Origin of the sequence: Paenibacillus sp. AN1007, from assembly GCF_040702995.1 — a bacterium.
Lineage (GTDB): Bacteria > Bacillota > Bacilli > Paenibacillales > Paenibacillaceae > Paenibacillus.
In genome coordinates this window covers 767,838-787,627 of sequence record NZ_CP159992.1, presented here as the reverse complement: position 1 = coordinate 787,627, position 19,790 = coordinate 767,838, and the positions used below count along the sequence as shown (strand labels likewise).

Below are 19,790 nucleotides of genomic sequence, written 5' to 3'. Positions count from 1 at the left end.
TGTTCGCCTCCTAGTTTTTTCCGTAGCCTTCTGGACGGGATTGATGCCAGTTCCATGCGCTTTGAATCACGTCTTCGAGGTTTGTCCATTTCGGGTTCCAGCCCAGAACGGATCTGGCTTTTGCAGACGATGCCACCAGCACAGCAGGGTCACCCGCACGACGTGGTTCCTGAACAACCGGGATATCCAAACCGGTCACTTTTTTCGCGGTTTCAATCACTTGTTTTACCGAGAAGCCAGTACCGTTACCTAGGTTAAATACGTTGCTGTTCTCCCCTTTGCGCAGGTAATCTACGGCACGCAGATGCGCATCCGCCAGATCGCTAACATGGATATAGTCACGGATACATGTGCCGTCTTCTGTTGCATAATCATCTCCGAATACGGCGATATGCGAACGCTGTTTCAATGCGGTTTGCAGCACAAGCGGAATCAGGTGACTCTCCGGCTGATGGTCTTCACCAATTTTGCCGCTTTCGTGTGCGCCAGCTGCATTGAAGTAACGCAGGGAAACGTATTTGATATCCTGCACTTTGTCGAACCAGGACATCATGCGCTCCATCATCAATTTGGTTTCTCCATAAACATTGGTAGGCTCGGTACGGTCGCTCTCTTCGATCGGCACTTTCTCAGGCTCACCGTAAGTTGCTGCTGTTGAAGAGAAGACAATGCGGCGTACATTGGCTTCATTCATTGCTTCCAGCAAGCAGAGTGTACCGAATACGTTGTTGTCGTAGTACTTCGCTGGCTCCTTCATACTTTCCCCAACCAGCGAGTTCGCTGCAAAGTGAATGACGGCATCAATTGAATTTTCCGCAAACAGTTTCGCCAAAAGCTCCTTGTCACGAAGATCACCTTCGTACAGTTTACCGCCCAGCAGCGCCTCCCGATGTCCTGTCTGCAGGTTATCCAGTACAACAACCTCTTCGCCGCGTTCAAGCAATGCTGCCACCGTATGAGAACCGATATATCCTGCTCCACCTGTCACCAAAATTGCCATTTTACTTCGCCTCCTTGAGTTCGTTAACGCCTTCGCCTACGCCACATACATAGAAATCACCTTTAAGACCCGTGCGTGCTTCATACGCCGCACCCACTTCACTCACAAAACGGTCAGCATCATTCTCGTGTACCAGAGATACTGTACATCCGCCAAAACCTGCGCCAGTCATACGTGCACCTAATGTACCTGGAATCCGCCGTGCTTCTTCAACCATAACATCCAGCTCACTGCAGCTTACTTCATACAGATCACGCAGCGATTCATGCGAAGCGTTCATCAGCTGTCCAAACGCTTCGAGATCATTGTTTCGCAATGCTTCTACAGAAGCCAGCACCCTCGCATTTTCTTCCACAACGTGCTGGGCACGCTGTCTGACTTTCTCATCCTTGATCTGATCCTGTAATGTGTCAAACTGTTCCGGCTTCAATTGAGCCAGGTATTTCAGTGCAGGCAGCTGTTCCTTCAAAACGGCAAGTGCCTGCTCGCATTGGGAGCGCCGCTCATTGTATGCTGAATCGACCAAACCACGGCGCTTATTAGTGTTACCGATAATCAGTTTGTACGCACCTGTACGGAACGGAACCTTCTCGTACTCTAACGTATCACACATGAGCAGAATTGCGTGATCCTTGGCACCGTTCGCTACAGCAAACTGATCCATAATGCCGCAGTTGACACCAACAAACTCATTCTCCACTTTCTGGGACAACAGCGCAAGCTCTACGGTATCGATGGCTGATATCCCTTCCATGGATTGAACGGCATAGCCGGTAAGTACCTCCAGAGATGCAGAGGAAGAGAGTCCTGCTCCGTTCGGGATTTCGCCATGATAGAGAAAATCATACCCTCTCGTCACCTGGACACCTTTGCCCTGCAGTCCAACCATGACGCCTACCGCGTAGTCCGTCCACTCTCCCGTTTTCTCCTGGCCGATCGAACCTGTGTCCAGCGTTCCCTCGTAAGCCATGTTTGTGGAAGCCAGATGCAGCTTGTTATCCGTACGTTCACGAATGAGCAACGTTGTGCCAAACTCAAGCGCGGCCGGAAGCACATAACCACCGTTGTAGTCGATATGTTCACCGATCAGATTCACACGCCCAGGGGCATGAAATACACGGATGTCCGCTCCACTTTCTCCGTACTTCTCAATAAACTTTTGTTGCAAATCAGTTACATTCAAAGCTGATGCACCTCGCCTCTTTGTTGTGGTTTTCTTAAGCTTATTATACAAGGAAGCGATCACGCTTGAAATGAACCCATGTGTGATTCATATGGATAAATGTGACCTTTCATTCTATAATGGTTATAATCATTAAAGCACGAAAAACGGAAAGAAGGATCATAGATGAAGGAATCCAAAATAAGCCCTGTGCCCCAAGCATCATCTCGCAGTACAACAGATTCGTGTATTCCCCGATCAGCGCAGGAATCCATGGGAGCCAAGAGCGGCGCACTCAGTTATTCGGTTGCTTCCAACCCTGTCTATTATAACGAGGGTGGGCTGCATGTCCTCTTTGCTGGTGCAAGCCAGACCCTTCCCGGACATGCGCTCGGGCCGAAGCTGTATGATTATTATCTTTTACATTATGTAGAAAAGGGAGCAGGTACGTTTCGTACCGAGCTGCATACTTACGACCTCTATGCAGGTGATTGTTTTCTCATTCACCCGGGTCAGCTCGTCAGTTACAAGTCTCATGCACGTAACCCATGGCAGTATCGCTGGATTGCCTTCACAGGCAGTCAAGCCGCACAGCATGTAGAAGAAGCCGGATTTCGGCCAGAAAAATCCGTTTTTCATGCCGGAACCTCAGGCGACCTATCGAACTGGCTGGCTGTTATGCAGGGTGCATTTGCCGAACGTAAAGAGAGCGCTCATTTCACTTCTCTCGGCACGTTATATCTGATTTTGGCCGAGGCTCAAAATCACCTTTCGGAGGGACAAACCTTAACTTCCGGCGAATCTTCAATCCGGCGGACTGTCAAACAAATGATTCAGTATATGTCGACTCAATATGCCTACCCCGTATCCATTGAACAAATGTCCGAAAGCCTGGGATATAACCGTGCGTATCTGTCACGTATTTTCAAACAGGAAACTGGACTTACACCTGTGACCTATTTACTGAAACTGCGGATCGACAAGTCGCGCCAGCTGCTGCGTGAACGCCCGGATTTGTCTATAGAACAAGTATCTGCCTCGGTCGGTATGCCCGACGCACTATATTTCTCGAAGCAGTTTAAACGATTCCACGGAGAAGCCCCCAGCCTCTATCGCGAGAAACTGCTCGCGCGTCCGTCACATTCAACAAGTACGGCGGATCATTCATCTCAATAAGCAGCTGAACATTACTTCGCCAGGAAATGTATTCAAGACTAGGGACTTGAGCAACGGGGTTAGGGTCACGTATGCAAACTAAAAAAGTGCATCCTGCCTTTATGGCTAAGATGCACTTTTTGTGTGTGATTTATTTCAGAACGCTCCCTCACGTATAGGGCAGGTTCTAATCCTTGTTTTTGTTCGTAGACTCCGGTCGCAGAATCGATTCAATTCGCTCCAGTTCATCTGAAGAAAACTCCAGTTGGTTAAGCGCAGCGACATTTTCTTCAATCTGAGACGGACGGCTTGCACCAATCAGCGCAGAAGTAACTTTTCCGTTCCGCAGTACCCAAGCCAGTGCAAACTGAGCAAGACTCTGACCACGGGCTGCCGCAATCTGATTCAGGGCACGTACCTTACGGAGTGTCTCTGGAGAGATATTATTTTCATTCAGAAATACGGAAGGGCCTTTGGCGCGAGAATCTTCCGGAATGCCATTCAAATATTTGTTCGTAAGCACTCCCTGCTCCAATGGACAGAACGCTATGCTGCCTGCACCGTACTCATCAAGCACATCTTGAAGCCCATCCTCAATCCAGCGATCCAGCATGGAATACCTTGGTTGATGAATCAGCAGCGGCGTGCCCAGACTTTTCAACATGTCGGCAGCCTGTCTTGTCTGCTCCGCAGGATAGTTGGAGATGCCCACATAAAGTGCTTTGCCTGATCGAACAATGTGGTCCAGTGCCATCATCGTTTCTTCCAGCGGCGTATCCGGATCATATCGGTGAGAATAGAATATATCCACGTAGTCCAGTCCCATTCGAGTAAGACTCTGATTAAGACTGGAAATCAAATATTTGCGGGAACCCCACTCACCGTAAGGTCCTGGCCACATATAATAACCGGCTTTGGTGGAGATAATCAATTCATCCCGGTATGGTTTCAAGTCCTGAGCCAGTACCTGGCCAAACAGCTGCTCCGCCGAGCCTGGAGGCGGGCCGTAATTATTTGCCAAATCAAAATGTGTAATCCCGAGATCAAATGCGCGGGTAATCATGCTGCGTCCATTCTCAAAACTGTTGATCCCGCCAAAGTTATGCCACAGTCCAAGTGAAATTGCCGGAAGCTTCAGACCTGAACGTCCAACGCGATTATATTTCATCGTTTCGTAACGTGTTTCAGCAACTACGTAGACCATCAAGAATCCCTTCTTTCCACAGGTTCGGGCATCCCATATCCAGGTCCAGCCTCAGCTAGAGGATGCCATAATTCCATCCAAGGTTTGCACCAAAAAGCAGAGCCAAAACTTCAAATGAAACGATAAACTGGTTTACATTCTTCAATTATGCAGTGAGTTGTTCCACATTCTTCACTTAGGCAAAAGCTCGTTCACATTCTTTAATTAACCAAGAGCTGGTCCACATTCTTCATTACCTCGCCAATCGGCTCTGTAATCAACAAGTCTGCTCGCTGATCATAAGCCGTAGGTGTGGCATTGAGCAGGACGGTATGTTTTCCCTGAAAATAGGTAATTAATTGAGCTGCCGGATATACGGTCAGCGACGTTCCGCCAACCAACAGCAAATCTGCAGAAGACAAGGCATCAATCGCATGGTACAGCGTTGCCTGATCCAGTTCCTCTTCATACAGCACCACATCCGGTTTAATTACGCCGCCGCATGAGGTGCAGCGAGGTACAACATCTTTGGAATGCATAATATCATGCAGTGAATAAAATTGTTTGCAGTCCATACACGCGTTGCGATGAACCGAACCGTGAAGTTCAAGCACATGACTGCTGCCTGCCTTTTGATGAAGTCCGTCAATGTTCTGCGTAATGACAGCGTGCAGCCTCCCTTCCTGCTCAAGTCGGGCAAGCAAACGATGGCAGCCATTAGGCTCTGCATCGGGATGGAGCATCTTCCCCCGGTAAAAGTCATAAAAAATATCGGCATGCTGATCAAAAAAATGACGACTTAACAGTTCCTCAGGAGGATAGGGGGAGTGCTGCTCCGTCTGATACAGCCCCGCGGCCGAGCGAAAGTCGGGTATCCCGCTTTCCGTTGAAGTTCCGGCTCCTCCGAAAAAAACAATGCGTGAGCTTTCCTGAATCCAGGCAGCCAGCTGCTCTGCTGCATTCATCCTCTCTCCTCCTTTGATATATCCCTATTCATAAGATACATATGAGACGCAGCGCAGCCTCTATAACATGACGCGCAGCTCATCATAATGGCGAATAACAGCATCAGCATCATGCAGATGCACTACCTGATCCAATTGCGGACAGTATCCAAGCGTATATGCTGCTCCTGCGTAACGCCCCATCTGCATATCGCCGTTACTGTCTCCAATGACTACCGCCTCATGCGGTTCAACCGATAACTCCTGGCAAGCCAACTGGAACGATTCGCCATCCGGTTTGCCGCGAGTTACCCGGTCACAGCCAACAATCGAAGTGAAAAAGGAACGGATGCCCATCCATTGCAGGTGTGCTTCCGCTGCTGACGTGCTGTCAGATGTGACTACAGCCAGCGGAATCTGTGCTTCCCTGCAGCGCTGCAGCAGTTCCAGCAATCCGGGCATAGGTTCAGCCGATTTCCGCTCTCGTACAGACTTCATCGCTGCACTCGAAAATTGACGTATTGTCGTTATCGCTTCATTCCACGGTGTACCGGCTGCATAGATCTGCCCTGCAAGCCAGCCGTTACATTCATCTATCGCAGCTATAGCCAGCGGCCCCTGCACATCGTACCCGATAAGGCGGCCGTGCCGATCGTGAACGGTGCCCAGCACCTTTTCCAGCTCAACCGTAAAGGAAGCTGATCGTTCATGCATCCACCCCTGCAGCTGCTCAAGCATACTCTCTGCCCAGGGCCCCCACAGCTGCAAGAAATCCAGTAAAGTTCCATCTTTGTCAAACAGAATTGCCCTACAGCAGATTTCGTCTCCCTGCACCTGCAGCACTGCCAGAATGACCACCTCCAAAGATTATCGGGACTACTTGATGGTATCCAACCAAGAAATCATCGTTTTAACCGTCTGCTTCAGTTGATCTTCTTCACTGACTTCCGGCTCACCATCTCCCTTTTGATGACCATAGTCGCCAAATTGAGCGTGGTTTCCTCCTTTAATAGTGTAATACACGGTATCCGGTGGCAAATACATACGTCCGTTCTGATACTTGGCCATATTCACGACTCCATCATTGGTACCCAGAATGGATAACGCCGGAATGTCCAGCTTCTGCACGCTTCCTTTTTCATCCGGATAGGATGCCAGGAAAAAAATACCTTTAAGTGCATCCGGGTGTGCAGCTGTATAACGAGCCGCCATCGATCCGCCTAGCGAGTGTCCTCCCATGACAAACTGTTCGTCCGGGTATGCTGCCAATATATCATCTGCCAGATTGGGCTTGATTACAGCCAGATTAACGGGCATTTTAGCAATAATCGTATGATGACCGGCTGCTGCAAGTTCATGAGCCAGAGGGGCATAACTTTGTGGTTTAACCAGACCCCCGGGATAAAAAAGTATACTTTTGCCAACAGGTTTATCCGGCTTGAAATCAATCCAGTTTTCCTGCTCGCTGACTTCAACGCCATCAGATGTCTTCATCGCTGCCTGAGCTGCCTCCTGAGGTCCATAAGGCGTAAACAGCTTCCATGCAACGTAGCCGCATCCAATGACAATGAGCGCCAGAAGTACGAGCAGAAACTTGCCAATGCCCCTCTTCTTGCGCCCCGTATTATACCGATTTCTCAACATCAATCACCTTTCTTTGCTTCCGCGGATGCCGCGGCTTATGGAAGCGGGAGCCTGCTTATACCAGACTCCCTTCCATATTCAAAAAACACTATTCAGCCTTGGCTTTACGATAAGCTTCCATATATTGTTCGGCTTTACGGCGAACGTGAGTCAAATCTCCCGTTTTCACAGCTTCTGACGTCAGATCAGAACCGATCCCTACGGCTACAGCTCCACCTTTGATCCATTCACCCAGATTGGACAGAGACACACCGCCTGTCGGCATAAAATTCGCCTGCGGCATAGGTCCTTTCATCGTTTTGATAATTGAAGGATCATACAAATTGCCCGGGAACAGTTTGATAATATCGACACCAAGCTCCAGTGCTCGCTGCACATCAGCAATCGTCATGACACCCGGCAGAATGGGTACGCGATACAGGTTACACATTTGCACCGTTTCGGGATTCAGAGAAGGACCTACGACAAACTCTGCACCTGACATAATTGCGGCTCTCGCCGTTTGCGCCTCAAGCACGGTTCCGGCTCCAATGATAGCGAATTTCTCCGGATCCTGCGTATTCCAATGGTATACACGGCTTAGTTTTTCGATCGCTTTGAGTGCGCTTGGAACGGTCATCGTGATTTCGATTACCTTGATCCCGCCTGCGATTGCCTGTTCAGCCATTGCAATGACCTGATCGGCAGAATCTGCGCGCAGAACCGCCACCACACCATTGTCCGTCATTTTTTGCAGCAGTTGAAGCTTCTTCATTTCATTCTCTCCCTTGTCCATGTGGTGGTTGTGTATATACAAGCTTTACATTTGAAGAACGAAGATGAGTCATCCTGTTTTTAACGGAACTTAACGCTCGATGTGTGCAGCATTATTCAGCTTGGCCTCAACCTGAGCCCAAGTCGGAAGTGCTTCCCAATCCCCAACGGCCTGAATCACCATCGAACCTGTCAGATTACCGAGACGAGCCGCTTCCTGCGGTGTGTATCCTTTTAGCAGACCCGCTAAAAAACCCGCACAGAATCCATCTCCTGCCCCAACGGTATCCAGAACCTGATCTGCTTTAAAGTACGGAACTTCCGTTAGGGTATCATCCGCAAGTACATAGGTCAAATCAGGACCGCCTTTGACGACGCATACTGCATTCAATGCTGTTAATCGTTCAAGCACCTTTTGATCACTTTCTTCGTTATATAAAAGTTTCATCTCGTCCAGGCCCGGTAAAAAGTAGTCGGCCTGTTCAGCCAACCGCAGCAGCACAGGCCGAGCCTGATCCACCGACCACAGCTTCAGGCGCAGATTCGGATCAAAGCTCACTTTAACCCCTGCCTGCTTGGCAATATGTATGGCCGCTTCCACCGTGGCAAGTCCGGATTCGCTGATGGCTGCAGTAATACCTGTGACATGCAAAATTTTGGCTCCCGCAATATAATCCGGATCGAGATCATCCGGTGTCATTGCACTTGCAGCAGATAACTTCCTATAATAATGCACCGAGGCTTTCCCGGAAGCGTTCTCACGAATCATCAGACCTGTAGGCTCATCATTACTTAATTTTGCCCGGGATACATCCACGCCTTCGCCGCGAATGGCTTTCAGAATCATGTTTCCAATCGGATCGCTGCCGAGACGCCCAAACCAGCCGCTGGTATGTCCAAGGCGTGATACGCCGATGGCCAGATTGCTCTCAGCTCCTCCAAATGTCTTGTCCAGTGAAGCTGCATATTCAAGCCCTCTTGTATCTCTGGCCGTCAGCAACCCCATGCTCTCCCCGAATGTAATAATATCAGGGCTCTGAAAGGGACTCGTTGACATGCTGCCTTCCTCCTTAATATTGACTACCTCATCTTCTTCTACCATTGTCATCCCGTATGCAACCGTTGTCAATCCCGAAGCATTCTTTTTGTTGTCACATCTTTGAGAAAAGATAACGCTTACCAATGTGAATTAAATCACAATGATCAAAGCAAATCCATATTAACCTTATTACAGAGGTATAACGGCTGCACATACACAACTTTTAAGGATGTTTTGAGGGGGCTGCATCATGAGAAACCAGATACTGATTCAGGATGATCAGGAATCTTTCTTTTACAACTTACGCTTTATGTTAATTGTCTGCGTGCTGGCAGGGAATGCACTTGAACCGCTGATTACCCGCTTTGCCGGAGCGGAAGCGTTGTTTCTATGGATTTACACGTTTCATATGCCGCTTTTCGTTTGGGTCACCGGATATTTTGCCAGACCTTCGATTCAGGGCACATCCGGACGCAGCGTGCTGAAGCAGATCGCGTTACAGTACCTGCTGTTCCAGACGCTGTATGCGTTAATGGACGCGACCGTATTCCATACACCTCATATGCGGCTGTCCTTCTTTGCACCCTACCTGCTTCTCTGGTTCCTTGCCAGCCATTTCTGCTGGCGGTTACTGGTTCGGTTCACCATCTCCTGGAAACCGGTATATCGGTTGATTGCTTCAATCGCTCTGGGTGTTATTGCCGGTTATCTGCCAGTCGACGGTTTTTGGCTCAGCTGCAGCCGTACCTTCGTATTTCTGCCATTCTTCGTCATTGGGTATGATTACGGGGCAGCCATTCGTGCTCGGCTCCTTCCAGGCTGGGGCCGCAGAGCTGCTGCGGTTCTCTCTGCTGCCCTGCTGTTATATATTGCGTACGGCGGCTTGAATATTCCACAAGGATGGCTTCTTGGCAGCAAAACGTATGCTGAACTGGGGCATCAGGAGTGGTTTGCCGGAATTTACCGGCTTGGTGTATACCTTTTGGAAATCACTTCGGCAGTTTTATTCCTTGCCTGGGTGCCGAACTTGACCTCCAAAATTACAGATATGGGACGTCGTACACTGTACGTTTTCCTCCTGCACGGCTTTCTTGTACGCCTTGCAATCTGGTCAGGAGTATACGGTTACATGGGAAGTGCATTGTTCATCCCGATTATCCTAGCCGCTGCTGTGCTGTTCTCGGTTACACTGGCTCACCCGCTTGTACGTCATGCCTTCAAGGCTCTGATCGAACCGGATATTTCACGAATTTCACTTCATCGACCAGGTATATTTAAACGTTCCTTGTAACTCTCTGCCTTATCCTGTACACCCAGCGGCTTCCATTTATCCTGTTTCAGGCTGGAAATAATGTGGTAATTCAAGATACACGCTGCAGAAACAACTTATCAGGGTAAGGAGTGATTCGTAATGGCACGAGGGCAAACACCAGAACGCAAGATGAGCAGAGAGGAAGCTGGCCGGTTAGGCGGGAAAGCCACATCGAGAAATCATGACCGCAGCTTCTACCAGATGATTGGTAAAAAGGGCGGTGAAGCCACTTCAGATGCTCATAATGAAGATTTCTACAAAGAGATCGGCCGCAAGGGCGGTGAAGCCACTTCGGAAAATCACAGCAAGGAATTCTATCGCGAAATTGGGCGTAAGGGCGGAAGCAGTTAAACCTAACTTGGGCAGTCATCTCCCTTTTACGGTATACACCACTTTCACTTAATTAGAAGCCAAACTCCATTAAAATGGGACGAGGCTTCTTTTCTATTGTCTATTGATTGTAGAAATATGACGATGGTTGTGATAGACTCTATAGAAAAACCGGGTGTTCACGGGTTTAAAGCAGCAGAGAATTTCACAAACTACGGGAAGCTCGATACCGGATTACCGGTCTATTTTTTAGAGTACGGATGAATTTAAACGACAGATGTACTGCCATTTATTTTTCCATTCATGCTGCTCAATATTATATATTTGGGGGGAATACACCATGTCAGCCAATAAGATGCGTTCCGATATGATCAAAAAAGGGTTTGACCGCGCACCACACCGGAGTCTGCTCCGTGCAGCGGGCGTAAAAGAAGAGGATTTCGGCAAGCCGTTTATTGCGGTATGTAACTCGTATATCGATATCGTACCTGGTCACGTTCACCTGCAGGAATTCGGTAAAATTGTTAAAGATGCCATTCGCGAAGCCGGCGGCGTTCCGTTCGAATTCAACACGATCGGGGTTGACGACGGGATTGCGATGGGACACATCGGTATGCGTTACTCCCTGCCAAGCCGTGACATTATTGCGGATTCCGTAGAAACGGTTGTTTCTGCACACTGGTTCGACGGCATGGTTTGTATCCCGAACTGTGACAAAATTACACCGGGTATGATGATGGGCGCACTGCGCTGCAACATCCCTACTGTATTTGTAAGCGGTGGACCGATGAAAGCAGGCCGTGACAGCAACGGTAAAGCTCTCTCCCTGACTTCCGTATTCGAAGGTGTAGGTGCCTTCCAGGCCGGTAAAATTGACGACAAGAGCTTGCTTGAGCTTGAACAGTTCGGCTGTCCAACGTGCGGCTCATGCTCCGGTATGTTTACTGCTAACTCCATGAACTGCCTTGCAGAAGCTATGGGTCTGGCTATGCCGGGGAACGGAACGATTCTGGCGGTAGCACCTGAGCGCCGTGAGTTTGTTAAACAATCAGCAAAACAATTGATGGAATTGATCAAACTGGATCTGAAACCACGCGATATCGTAACGGTAGAAGCGATCGACAATGCGTTCGCTTTGGATATGGCAATGGGTGGTTCTACGAATACGGTACTGCATACACTGGCTTTGGCACACGAAGCCGGCATTGAATACCCGATCGAGCGTATCAATGAAGTTGCTAACCGTGTTCCTCACCTTGCGAAACTGGCACCTGCTTCTGACCTGCACATCGAAGATGTTCACAATGCAGGCGGTGTAAGCGCGGTTCTGAATGAATTGCTCAAAAAACCAGGCGCGATTCACGCAGACTGCATTACCGTAACAGGTAAAACGATCCGTGAAAACGTGGAAGGTCAGGAAATTAAAGATACCAACGTAATCCACAAGCTGGACAACCCGCACTCCGAAAAAGGCGGACTGGCTGTATTGTTCGGTAACCTTGCGCCAGAAGGTGCAATCATTAAAGTTGGCGCGGTTGATGCTTCAGTTGGCGGATATCACAAAGGCCCTGCCATCTGTTTCGACTCTCAGGAAGAAGCACTTGAAGGTATTGCTAACGGTAAAGTTAAAGAAGGACATGTCGTGGTTATTCGCTATGAAGGACCAAAAGGCGGACCTGGAATGCCTGAAATGCTCGCGCCAACTTCCCAGATCGTAGGTATGGGACTTGGTGCCAAAGTTGGTCTGATCACGGATGGACGTTTCTCCGGCGCATCCCGCGGAATCAGTATCGGCCATATCTCTCCGGAAGCAGCGGAAGGCGGCCCGATTGCCTTTGTTGAAGAAGGAGATATCATCGAACTCGACCTGAACAACCGTACTATTGAGCTGCAAATTAGCGACGAGGAATTCGAAGCACGTCGTGCGAACTGGAAAGGTTTTGAGCCAAAAGTCAAAACCGGCTTGCTGGCTCGCTACTCCAAGCTTGTTACCAATGCAAGCAACGGTGGCGTACTGAAAATTTAATACGGATGAAGTGCTGATATAGTACTGAACATATCAGGATTAAAAAAGGATGCGTCCTGCCTCACCGGCAGAGCGCATCCTTTCTTTTCGTTTGAAATTCGGATAGGTTGGATGATCTGTAATCCATAATTAACATTATAATAATTCCATAATAAAGCCGCTGTCATAGAAAAGCTGAAGCTGTACCTTAGTTTCGCTCAGGCAAAATCTCGTTTTCGATCATAAGAGACTCGTCTCTCTCTTCCTCCACTGCGGCTGATACAAGCTTATGATGCTGTCCGTAACGTTTCAGCAGTTCCTCCACGGGCATCACAATCATTTTAGGCACCAGCTGATCTGTACGCTGCTTCAAACGCTCCTTGCCTGAAGGATGGATAACACGAAGCAGCAGCTTCAGATATAACTTCGAGGCCATACTGAAAGGACCTGGGGCCAACTCCTGCACCGTGAAACCGAATTTTTCAGGTCCACGGTTAATCATGCTCACCCCGTAAATTGCTTTGGCTGAGCGTAATTCAGGTTCTGAAGCCACAAGCTGTGCCAGGTCAGGCAGCTGCTGCTCCATCGTACGAATCATACGAATAGCCAAATGCATGGTTGAGCGTGAAGTAACACCCAGTTCGAACAATTTCTTATTATCAAAATGCAGTTCGATAATCGGATCACCGTTCTGCATCACATGACCATGTTCCATCTCTACTCGCGCACCGTGGTATACACGGGAACGGAAATGAAGCATGGGATCTTCCGATGAAGCCGTCCGCAGATGATAAACCCAGTGAAACAGCTTTTCCCAGCCTAACCACAAAGCAACCACAGCTCGTTTCCACAGTTTCAGCTTCGGGCGGGCTGCCGTTTGTACTGGGCCTACATTAGACCGCCATCCATTCACAGCGCTGCCGGTCATTAACGTATCCACACGTACACTTTCCAGCCCTCTGCGCCGGGCTTCCTGCAGCACAGTTTCGAGTGCCTCAAGCATCTGTTCGGGCGCTCGTGCATCTGCCCCGAGGGTTGTGCCTCGATCGTGCAGCAGCAGCACCTCACCGCCCTTTAACTTGTTCAGCATACGCTGTTTCAGCTGCTCCGCACCCACACTGCATTTCCAGTCCTCGAACATGGCGGACCACAGAATGATTTTGCGATCTTTTTTACTGAAAAAGTCAAACAGATTCATAATGCCCCAGGGTGGACGGTAATAACAGGTTTTCTCACCTGTAATTTCCTGAATAATATGACCTGTGCGCTCGATCTGATCCCGAACCGTACGCGGACGCATCAGCCAGTTCGTTTTATGAATGTAGTTATGAATGCCAATCAAATGTCCTTCTTCATGCATTCGTCTGATTAAGTCGGGATGACTTGCAGCATGTTCTCCGACCACAAAAAAAGTGGCTTTAACCTCGTGCTCACGTAACAGATCGAGCAGCCGAGGGGTGTAATCAGGATCTGGCCCGTCGTCAAAAGTCAGGGCATATTGAGTATCACTTTTTCCCCTTCTGAACACCCGGAAACCGAACAATCTGCTGATCAGACTTGGAATAAAAGCATAAAAAGAGGACAGATACAATAACCACAGTAAAATACTCTGAAGTATCGTTGTCATGATGTGAATTCCCCACTTCTTCTGCTAATTTACAGCTATAAGGCACTTTCTAAAATAAACCGCCTTTAATTTTATCACAGTTCATTCTTTTATGAAATGCTGTTTCCTCAAGACACCGCTATCATGTACAATGAATACAATCTAATTTCTGCCTGTAAAGGAGTCTATGTCCATGCTGCCGCTTTATAAAAAATACGGACGTACGGTTTTTGATATCGCTCTACTCCTGTTAACCGTGTATGTGATCATGTTTGCTTTCAGCAAGTTGTATCATATCGCCGCGCCCGTTTTCCTTTCGTTTATTGTTTTCTGGATGATTGAGCCTTTGGCCAAATTTTTGCATCGAAAAGGCCTGCCCAAAACACTGGGTACCGCCATATCTGTTCTGCTGTTTCTAGGACTGATTGTCGCAGGATTTTTCGGTGCAGGTTTCTTCATCATCTCGCAAATATCAGATTTGCAGCTCAATTTCCCGGTATATATCGAGATGATTCAGCGAGAATTCACCAATCTGGTCGTGTTTATACAGGACAAGTCCAATGCCCTTCCCGACGGGATGCTCGAAAAGGTGAATGAATACTTTGCCACACTGTCTGGAATCCTGTCCAAATGGGTTACCGGCGGGGCACAATTTATTATCGGTTTTCTCAGCTCTTTCTCTACTTTTATTACCAATTTCGGTATCGCAATCATTCTGGCATTTTTCCTTAGTATTGAGATTGAATCATGGCGCAAATTCGCTCGTGCCAAGACACCCAAAACACTAAAGACAGCCAATGCGTTCATGCGTACCCATGTGTTCAAGACAATTCGTTCCTACATGAAAGCACAATTGATTATGATGCTGATTACATTTGTATTGATATATGCGGGGTTGTTGATTCTTGGAACCTCCAATGCCTTTACAATCGCAGCCGTCTGCGCCATTTTTGATCTGGTGCCGCTGCTCGGTGTGCCCGTTATTTTTATTCCGTGGATTGTTTATCTATTTATCGTGGGTAACAGTACACTTGCCATCGGTTTAATCGTTATTTTGGCCGTGACCATGCTGACGCGGCAGCTGCTTGAACCGAAAATTTCAGGAAACTCTATCGGTGTTTCTTCTGCTTATCTGATGCTGTCGTTTATGCTGATTTCCCTATCAATCTTCGGCCTCGCAGGTGTCGTGCTTTCACCCGTTCTTCTGATTTTGTTAAAAGAACTGCTGCAGCAGGGCTATCTGCAAAAATGGATTCATCTGCCCAATGACGAATTCGAGTCTTCACCGTTAGTGATGGACACGCCTATATCTGATTCCGCTCACGACGAGGCTGCCAAGTAATCCATCACCTTTCGAAACAAGGCCGCTGCCTGATGCGAGCTGTTTGGAGAGACGTTCTGAACGAGCACAGCGACTGCATATTTCGGCTCTTCTACGGGACCATAGCCAATAAACCACTGGTGGTTTTTAGGCTCTCCCTTTTGCATGACCTGAGCCGTGCCTGACTTCCCTGCAGTATGCCATTTTGCATGCTGCAGGGATTTTCCTGTTCCCTCCCGTACAACTGTATTCATCCAGCTTAACAGCAGATGCGCTGTGGCTGGAGAAATCTGTCCTATTGCCGAACGAGAGTCATGCAGAGGCATGTCCAGCATCGTGTCTCCATCCGCATATCGAATTCGCTGTACAAGCCGGGGAGCACTCACCTTTCCGTCATGCAGCAGTGTGACAATCAGGTTAGCTGCCTGCAGCGGGGTGACCAGTACATCCCGCTGTCCGATCGCGGTCTGTATCCTGGCTCCTTCGTCATCTGAATACTTTACAGCCTCTGTCTGAATACGCCCCGATTCTTCATGATCAAAGTGCTTTAACACCGGCATACCCGCAGCCTGCTGTGCCTGCCAGCCAACCATACGCCCAAGTCCAAGACGGTCAGCGGTCTGTTCCAACTGTTCCATTCGCAGTCTGCGAGCCGTTTCAGCAAAAACAATGTTGCATGACTGCGCAAATCCTTCTTCGAGATTCAGTTCACCATGTCCATGATGCTTCCAGCAGGAGAAGCCATACTTTCCATAGGCTCCTTCACAATGGAATTTCTCTTCGCGAGAAGCGACCCGATTTTCGAGTGCTGCTGCAGCCGTCACTATTTTGAAAATAGAACCTGGTACAGCACCTTGTACGGCTCGATTGCCCCAGGAGGACTGCTGCCTTGGATCTACATGCTGCGGCTGATAAAAAGGACGTGATACCATTGCGCGTACATCCGCATTCCCAGCATCAAGCACAACCACGGCTCCTTCCTGCAGCACGGAAGCTTGCGTCAGTTCTTCTATTCCCTGCTGCAGGCGCGCATCAATCGTTGTTTCCACTGTTAATGGATAATGAACATTGGCAGGCGCAATCACACGCGGCTCTATTTCAGGAATGATCTGCCCGCTGCCCGATACCATCCGCGTCACCAATGTAGGTCCTATTCCTCTTAACAAAGGTTCTAGCGTTCGTTCCAGCCCCGCTGCTCCCGATTTCATTGCAAAGGGCTGTCTTACCTCATCTTGATGTTCTTTCAATCGTCCTGCAGGCTCTGGCTGTTCATTCAGGTAACCCAGCCACTGGCTGCCAGCGGGTTTAGGGAAATATCTCGTCATGACGGGATATACATCAGCTCCCTGTATATGAAGCTCACGTAAGCGTTCACGCTGCTTATCGTTTAACAGCACAGGCTCTGATTGACCTCCTGTCCATAAATGCGGAGTTTTTTCTTTCTCCCACTCCTCCCTCAGCTGATCTGTATTCGTATGCAGGATCGATGCCATTTGGCTGAGTTCGCCTTCCTTCCTGTTTCCTTTCGAAGAATGTTCTTGTGGAAAAAGTACAACACCCCACTGCAGCTTACCGGTTAAGGGACGTCCATGGACATCTGTAAACTGTCCACGACCGGAATCGAGCATTACACCCCGTTCACGCTGCAGTACAGACATTTCTCTCATACTTCGCTGGTCTCCAGGAACAGTCCGGTTTACCTGGACCATTTGAATCCAGCCAAGTCTGAGGAGCAGCACGGCAAAAACGAGCGTCAAACCTGCACTGATTATCGCTATACGGCGTTTCCATACAAGCCGCAGATTCACAAATATTCCACCCTTGCCTTTTTCATGTATTATGCGTCAACCTCTCTGGAATTACCCGGAAAATATAGAAAACCTGCCTCAACGAAGAGACAGGTTTGTTAGTAGGGATTATACTGTGAAACGCGAGAGTGTTTCTTTCAGTTCACTCGATACATTTTCCAGCTTGCCAGACAGACTAACGAGCTGATTGCTGATATTTTGCTGTTCACTGCTCAGTGAAGCTACTTCCTCTGAAGTGGCGGAGGACTCTTCAGCAACAGCGCTGACGTTGCTCATCGCCTCAGACAGCGTTGCCTGTGATTTGCTGAGCTCTCCAATGGAACCCGTTACCATGCCGAGACGTTCCACGAAAGCACCCATTTGATCCTGCACAGAAGCAAAAATCACGTTTGTATCTTTTACCGCATCCATCTGTTCTTTGAACAATGGATAAGCGTCGGACAGCGCTTTAACCGTTTCGTTCATTTCTGTCATAATTTTGTCTGTGATCTCCCCAACCATATCGATGGACTGTCTGGACTGCGCAGCGAGCTGGCGAACTTCATCAGCGACGACCATGAAACCACGTCCAGCCGCGCCTGCCCGCGCTGCTTCAATTGTTGCGTTAAGAGACAGAATATTGGTCTGTTTCGTAATATTCTGCATGACATCGAGCACTTTTAGTACAGAAGATGTGCTCTCTTTTAACGAATCCACTTTGCTGACCAATGCTCCGATCATCTCTTCTGTCTTCTGCGTTTTGGTCATCAATTGATTCAGATGCTGCGTTCCGGTCTGACTGGACTTCTCAACGTGGCGGGCAGAATCCCCCATCTCTTCATTGGCGGCAATTACACTTTCCATCTGACGCGAGATGTTATCGGTCAGTTCATTGCCACGTTCAGCTTCCGTCGCCAGGCTGCCTGCACCACCGGCAATCTCTTCCGTGGCTACCGCAATTTCAGAAGCGGATACCGCTGTTTTCTTGGAAGCACTGCTCAGTTCTGCAGCTGTATCCAACACTTCCTGTGCGGAACGATTGGTCTGCTCCACCAGCTTGGTAATCTGCTCCATCATCGTATTAAATGCAGATGAAAGCTGTCCAATCTCATCTTGGGAGCTATACGGCGTGCGTACTTTCAGATTTCCTTTTGCACCATCCTGCATTAGATCTTTCAATTTGCTAAGCGGCCGAGCAATCATGCGAACCATCCAGACGCCAATCAACACAGCAAGTGCTGCAAACGCAAGGGCCATCCACAATGTTATTGTTAGGATGCCTTGAGCGTCCTTAACCAGCATTGAAGTGGGAACCATACCGATCAGCTTCCAGGCAGATGAATCCAGCGTACTGTAAACAGCCAGCATGTTGGTCGATTTGCCATCCACATCATATTCGGTGTTTGTGCTTCCCGCTGGTTCCTTTAAATCTTTCACAAAGCCAAGATCCGTCTCTTTACCTGAACGTCCTGCAACGGACGAGGCAACCACTTTGTTATCCGGGGCAATCAATTGAAGTACAGATCCAGCCCCCAGATCCAGTGACTTCAACTGCTCCTCCAGCACCTCCAGCTTCAACTCAATGATGAGCACGTAAGATTGCGTTGTACCCTGCAGATTCTTCATGGAACGTGCAATTCGGAAGGTTGACGCTGTCCCGTCTGTCTTCTCCTCTGTGGGCAGCCAGCGGTAACCCCCTTTTGTGATAAGGTCCGTATACCAAGCTTCCTGGCGGATGCTTCCCATGCTCGAACTGCTGTTTCCTGTGCCCATAACGGATTTGGATTCATCCGTAGGTACCAAATAAATCGCTTCCATGGATTTATTAGTAAAAGCTACATTGGATAACTGTTTATTGATTGAACTCGAATTGACGAAAGTATCATATGCCGTCAGATTCGGATCTGACATCTTCTGCAGCAGAGACTGCATCTCTGGATCGAAGAAAATCTGTGTAGACGTATCCACAAATCGTTCCAGAATGATATCAAGCTTCTGCTTGGTTTGGTCGATCGTCTCCTGATTGGCTCTGGATGCGTTCGCCTCAATCGTGTTTTTAGCCTTTGAATAGGATATTAGCCCCAAACTAATAACCACAATCATAATAGCCGAGAAAAAGATTAAGAAAAGCTTAACACCTACAGATTTGACCGGGTTCACCTTCTTGATCTGTCTGAATGAGGTGCCGCCAAGCTCCTTCCACTCTCTATTTTTCAGTTTCTCTTTGATCCGATCCATCTTGATCCAATCCCATCGGATTTTGCTGCGATCAAATTTGAGTGTTTTTTTATGTACCCCTTCTTTTTTAATTTTAATCGTTTTCATTTTCTTCTCTTTTTGTGTCTTATCAGGCTTAGCCTGCTCGGGTTGTTTCATGTTTTCCCCACTGTCCTTATCCTTCTTTTGAACCATTCTCATTCACCTGCCAGTAGTATTCTTGTTAACTCTTTTAATCTCTCCCCTATAAATATGTAGTATTCGACAGCTTTCCTGCTTTCCCTCCAACTTTTCAGAAATATATTACAACTTTTTTCCTATTTTTCTATAAA

15 protein-coding genes and 1 pseudogene are annotated in these 19,790 nt (G+C 48.3%); 5 read left to right on the top strand and 11 right to left on the bottom strand.

The genetic code is table 11. The annotated features are described in order from the left end of the window. Positions 1-10: 10 nt before the first annotated feature. Both galE and ABXS70_RS03565 read right to left on the bottom strand, forming a co-directional pair. On the bottom strand, positions 11-1,000 hold the full coding sequence (gene galE, locus ABXS70_RS03570; RefSeq protein WP_366293879.1) for a UDP-glucose 4-epimerase GalE: 990 nt from the start codon (positions 998-1,000) through the stop codon (positions 11-13). A 1-nt stretch (position 1,001) separates the two neighbouring features. After that, a complete protein-coding gene (locus tag ABXS70_RS03565; protein WP_366293877.1) occupies positions 1,002-2,183 on the bottom strand; it encodes a galactokinase in 1,182 nt (393 codons plus the stop codon). A gap of 252 nt (positions 2,184-2,435) precedes the next feature. Here ABXS70_RS03565 and ABXS70_RS03560 point away from each other — a divergent pair, with 252 nt between their 5' ends. Continuing rightward, positions 2,436-3,338, top strand: coding sequence for an AraC family transcriptional regulator (locus ABXS70_RS03560; protein WP_366296532.1), 903 nt, complete (start codon positions 2,436-2,438; stop codon positions 3,336-3,338). 166 nt (positions 3,339-3,504) lie between these two features. Here ABXS70_RS03560 and mgrA read toward each other — a convergent pair whose 3' ends face one another. The 6 genes from mgrA to ABXS70_RS03530 all read right to left on the bottom strand — a co-directional run bounded on the left by mgrA (position 3,505) and on the right by ABXS70_RS03530 (position 8,898). Continuing rightward, positions 3,505-4,521: an L-glyceraldehyde 3-phosphate reductase gene (gene mgrA, locus ABXS70_RS03555; RefSeq protein WP_366293874.1), complete on the bottom strand. Its 1,017-nt coding sequence runs from the start codon at positions 4,519-4,521 to the stop codon at positions 3,505-3,507. A gap of 200 nt (positions 4,522-4,721) precedes the next feature. After that, complete coding sequence (locus tag ABXS70_RS03550) at positions 4,722-5,465, bottom strand: NAD-dependent protein deacylase (protein WP_342552449.1); 744 nt, start codon at positions 5,463-5,465, stop codon at positions 4,722-4,724. A 60-nt stretch (positions 5,466-5,525) separates the two neighbouring features. Further along, entirely contained in the window at positions 5,526-6,293 is a 768-nt protein-coding gene (locus tag ABXS70_RS03545; RefSeq protein WP_342556427.1) for an HAD family hydrolase, read from the bottom strand. Between the two features lie 27 nt (positions 6,294-6,320). After that, positions 6,321-7,088 (bottom strand): alpha/beta fold hydrolase, encoded by a 768-nt coding sequence (locus tag ABXS70_RS03540; protein WP_342552450.1) that lies wholly within the window; start codon positions 7,086-7,088, stop codon positions 6,321-6,323. 88 nt (positions 7,089-7,176) lie between these two features. Continuing rightward, on the bottom strand, positions 7,177-7,842 hold the full coding sequence (locus ABXS70_RS03535) for a bifunctional 2-keto-4-hydroxyglutarate aldolase/2-keto-3-deoxy-6-phosphogluconate aldolase (RefSeq protein WP_342552451.1): 666 nt from the start codon (positions 7,840-7,842) through the stop codon (positions 7,177-7,179). A gap of 90 nt (positions 7,843-7,932) precedes the next feature. Beyond that, positions 7,933-8,898: a sugar kinase gene (locus tag ABXS70_RS03530; RefSeq protein ID WP_342552452.1), complete on the bottom strand. Its 966-nt coding sequence runs from the start codon at positions 8,896-8,898 to the stop codon at positions 7,933-7,935. Between the two features lie 232 nt (positions 8,899-9,130). Here ABXS70_RS03530 and ABXS70_RS03525 point away from each other — a divergent pair, with 232 nt between their 5' ends. From ABXS70_RS03525 to ilvD, 3 genes and pseudogenes are all read left to right on the top strand, one after another. Further along, a complete protein-coding gene (locus ABXS70_RS03525) occupies positions 9,131-10,171 on the top strand; it encodes a fucose 4-O-acetylase (protein WP_342552453.1) in 1,041 nt (346 codons plus the stop codon). 120 nt (positions 10,172-10,291) lie between these two features. Then, positions 10,292-10,534, top strand: a pseudogene (locus tag ABXS70_RS03520) (general stress protein); the annotation flags it as partial. Positions 10,535-10,862: 328 nt separating this feature from the next. Continuing rightward, entirely contained in the window at positions 10,863-12,548 is a 1,686-nt protein-coding gene (gene ilvD, locus ABXS70_RS03515) for a dihydroxy-acid dehydratase (RefSeq protein WP_145332657.1), read from the top strand. A 187-nt stretch (positions 12,549-12,735) separates the two neighbouring features. Here the strand turns inward: ilvD and ABXS70_RS03510 are convergent, their stop codons facing one another. Continuing rightward, positions 12,736-14,154, bottom strand: a complete 1,419-nt coding sequence (locus ABXS70_RS03510; protein WP_342552454.1) for a polysaccharide deacetylase family protein — start codon at positions 14,152-14,154, stop codon at positions 12,736-12,738. Between the two features lie 172 nt (positions 14,155-14,326). Here ABXS70_RS03510 and ABXS70_RS03505 point away from each other — a divergent pair, with 172 nt between their 5' ends. Further along, positions 14,327-15,475, top strand: a complete 1,149-nt coding sequence (locus ABXS70_RS03505) for an AI-2E family transporter (protein ID WP_366293867.1) — start codon at positions 14,327-14,329, stop codon at positions 15,473-15,475. Here ABXS70_RS03505 and ABXS70_RS03500 read toward each other — a convergent pair. Both ABXS70_RS03500 and ABXS70_RS03495 read right to left on the bottom strand, forming a co-directional pair. Then, on the bottom strand, positions 15,454-17,163 hold the full coding sequence (locus tag ABXS70_RS03500) for a penicillin-binding protein 2 (RefSeq protein WP_366296529.1): 1,710 nt from the start codon (positions 17,161-17,163) through the stop codon (positions 15,454-15,456). The genes ABXS70_RS03505 and ABXS70_RS03500 overlap by 22 nt on opposite strands. A gap of 207 nt (positions 17,164-17,370) precedes the next feature. Beyond that, positions 17,371-19,653 carry a methyl-accepting chemotaxis protein gene (locus tag ABXS70_RS03495; RefSeq protein WP_342552457.1) on the bottom strand — a complete coding sequence of 761 codons (2,283 nt, stop codon included), beginning with the start codon at positions 19,651-19,653 and terminating at the stop codon, positions 17,371-17,373. Positions 19,654-19,790: the final 137 nt, after the last annotated feature.

Bases quoted from the DNA above. Each gene is read 5' to 3' on its own strand.
- ABXS70_RS03530 (WP_342552452.1), bottom strand. From the start codon at position 8,898: ATGTCAACGAGTCCCTTTCAGAGCCCTGATATTATTACATTCGGGGAG.
- ABXS70_RS03560 (WP_366296532.1), top strand. From the start codon at position 2,436: ATGGGAGCCAAGAGCGGCGCACTCAGTTATTCGGTTGCTTCCAACCCT.
- ABXS70_RS03525 (WP_342552453.1), top strand. From the start codon at position 9,131: ATGAGAAACCAGATACTGATTCAGGATGATCAGGAATCTTTCTTTTAC.
- ABXS70_RS03505 (WP_366293867.1), top strand. From the start codon at position 14,327: ATGCTGCCGCTTTATAAAAAATACGGACGTACGGTTTTTGATATCGCT.
- ABXS70_RS03500 (WP_366296529.1), bottom strand. From the start codon at position 17,163: ATGGTCCAGGTAAACCGGACTGTTCCTGGAGACCAGCGAAGTATGAGA.
- ABXS70_RS03510 (WP_342552454.1), bottom strand. From the start codon at position 14,154: ATGACAACGATACTTCAGAGTATTTTACTGTGGTTATTGTATCTGTCC.
- galE (WP_366293879.1), bottom strand. From the start codon at position 1,000: ATGGCAATTTTGGTGACAGGTGGAGCAGGATATATCGGTTCTCATACG.
- ABXS70_RS03540 (WP_342552450.1), bottom strand. From the start codon at position 7,088: ATGTTGAGAAATCGGTATAATACGGGGCGCAAGAAGAGGGGCATTGGC.
- mgrA (WP_366293874.1), bottom strand. From the start codon at position 4,521: ATGGTCTACGTAGTTGCTGAAACACGTTACGAAACGATGAAATATAAT.
- ABXS70_RS03495 (WP_342552457.1), bottom strand. From the start codon at position 19,653: ATGGTTCAAAAGAAGGATAAGGACAGTGGGGAAAACATGAAACAACCC.
- ABXS70_RS03550 (WP_342552449.1), bottom strand. From the start codon at position 5,465: ATGAATGCAGCAGAGCAGCTGGCTGCCTGGATTCAGGAAAGCTCACGC.
- ilvD (WP_145332657.1), top strand. From the start codon at position 10,863: ATGTCAGCCAATAAGATGCGTTCCGATATGATCAAAAAAGGGTTTGAC.
- ABXS70_RS03535 (WP_342552451.1), bottom strand. From the start codon at position 7,842: ATGAAGAAGCTTCAACTGCTGCAAAAAATGACGGACAATGGTGTGGTG.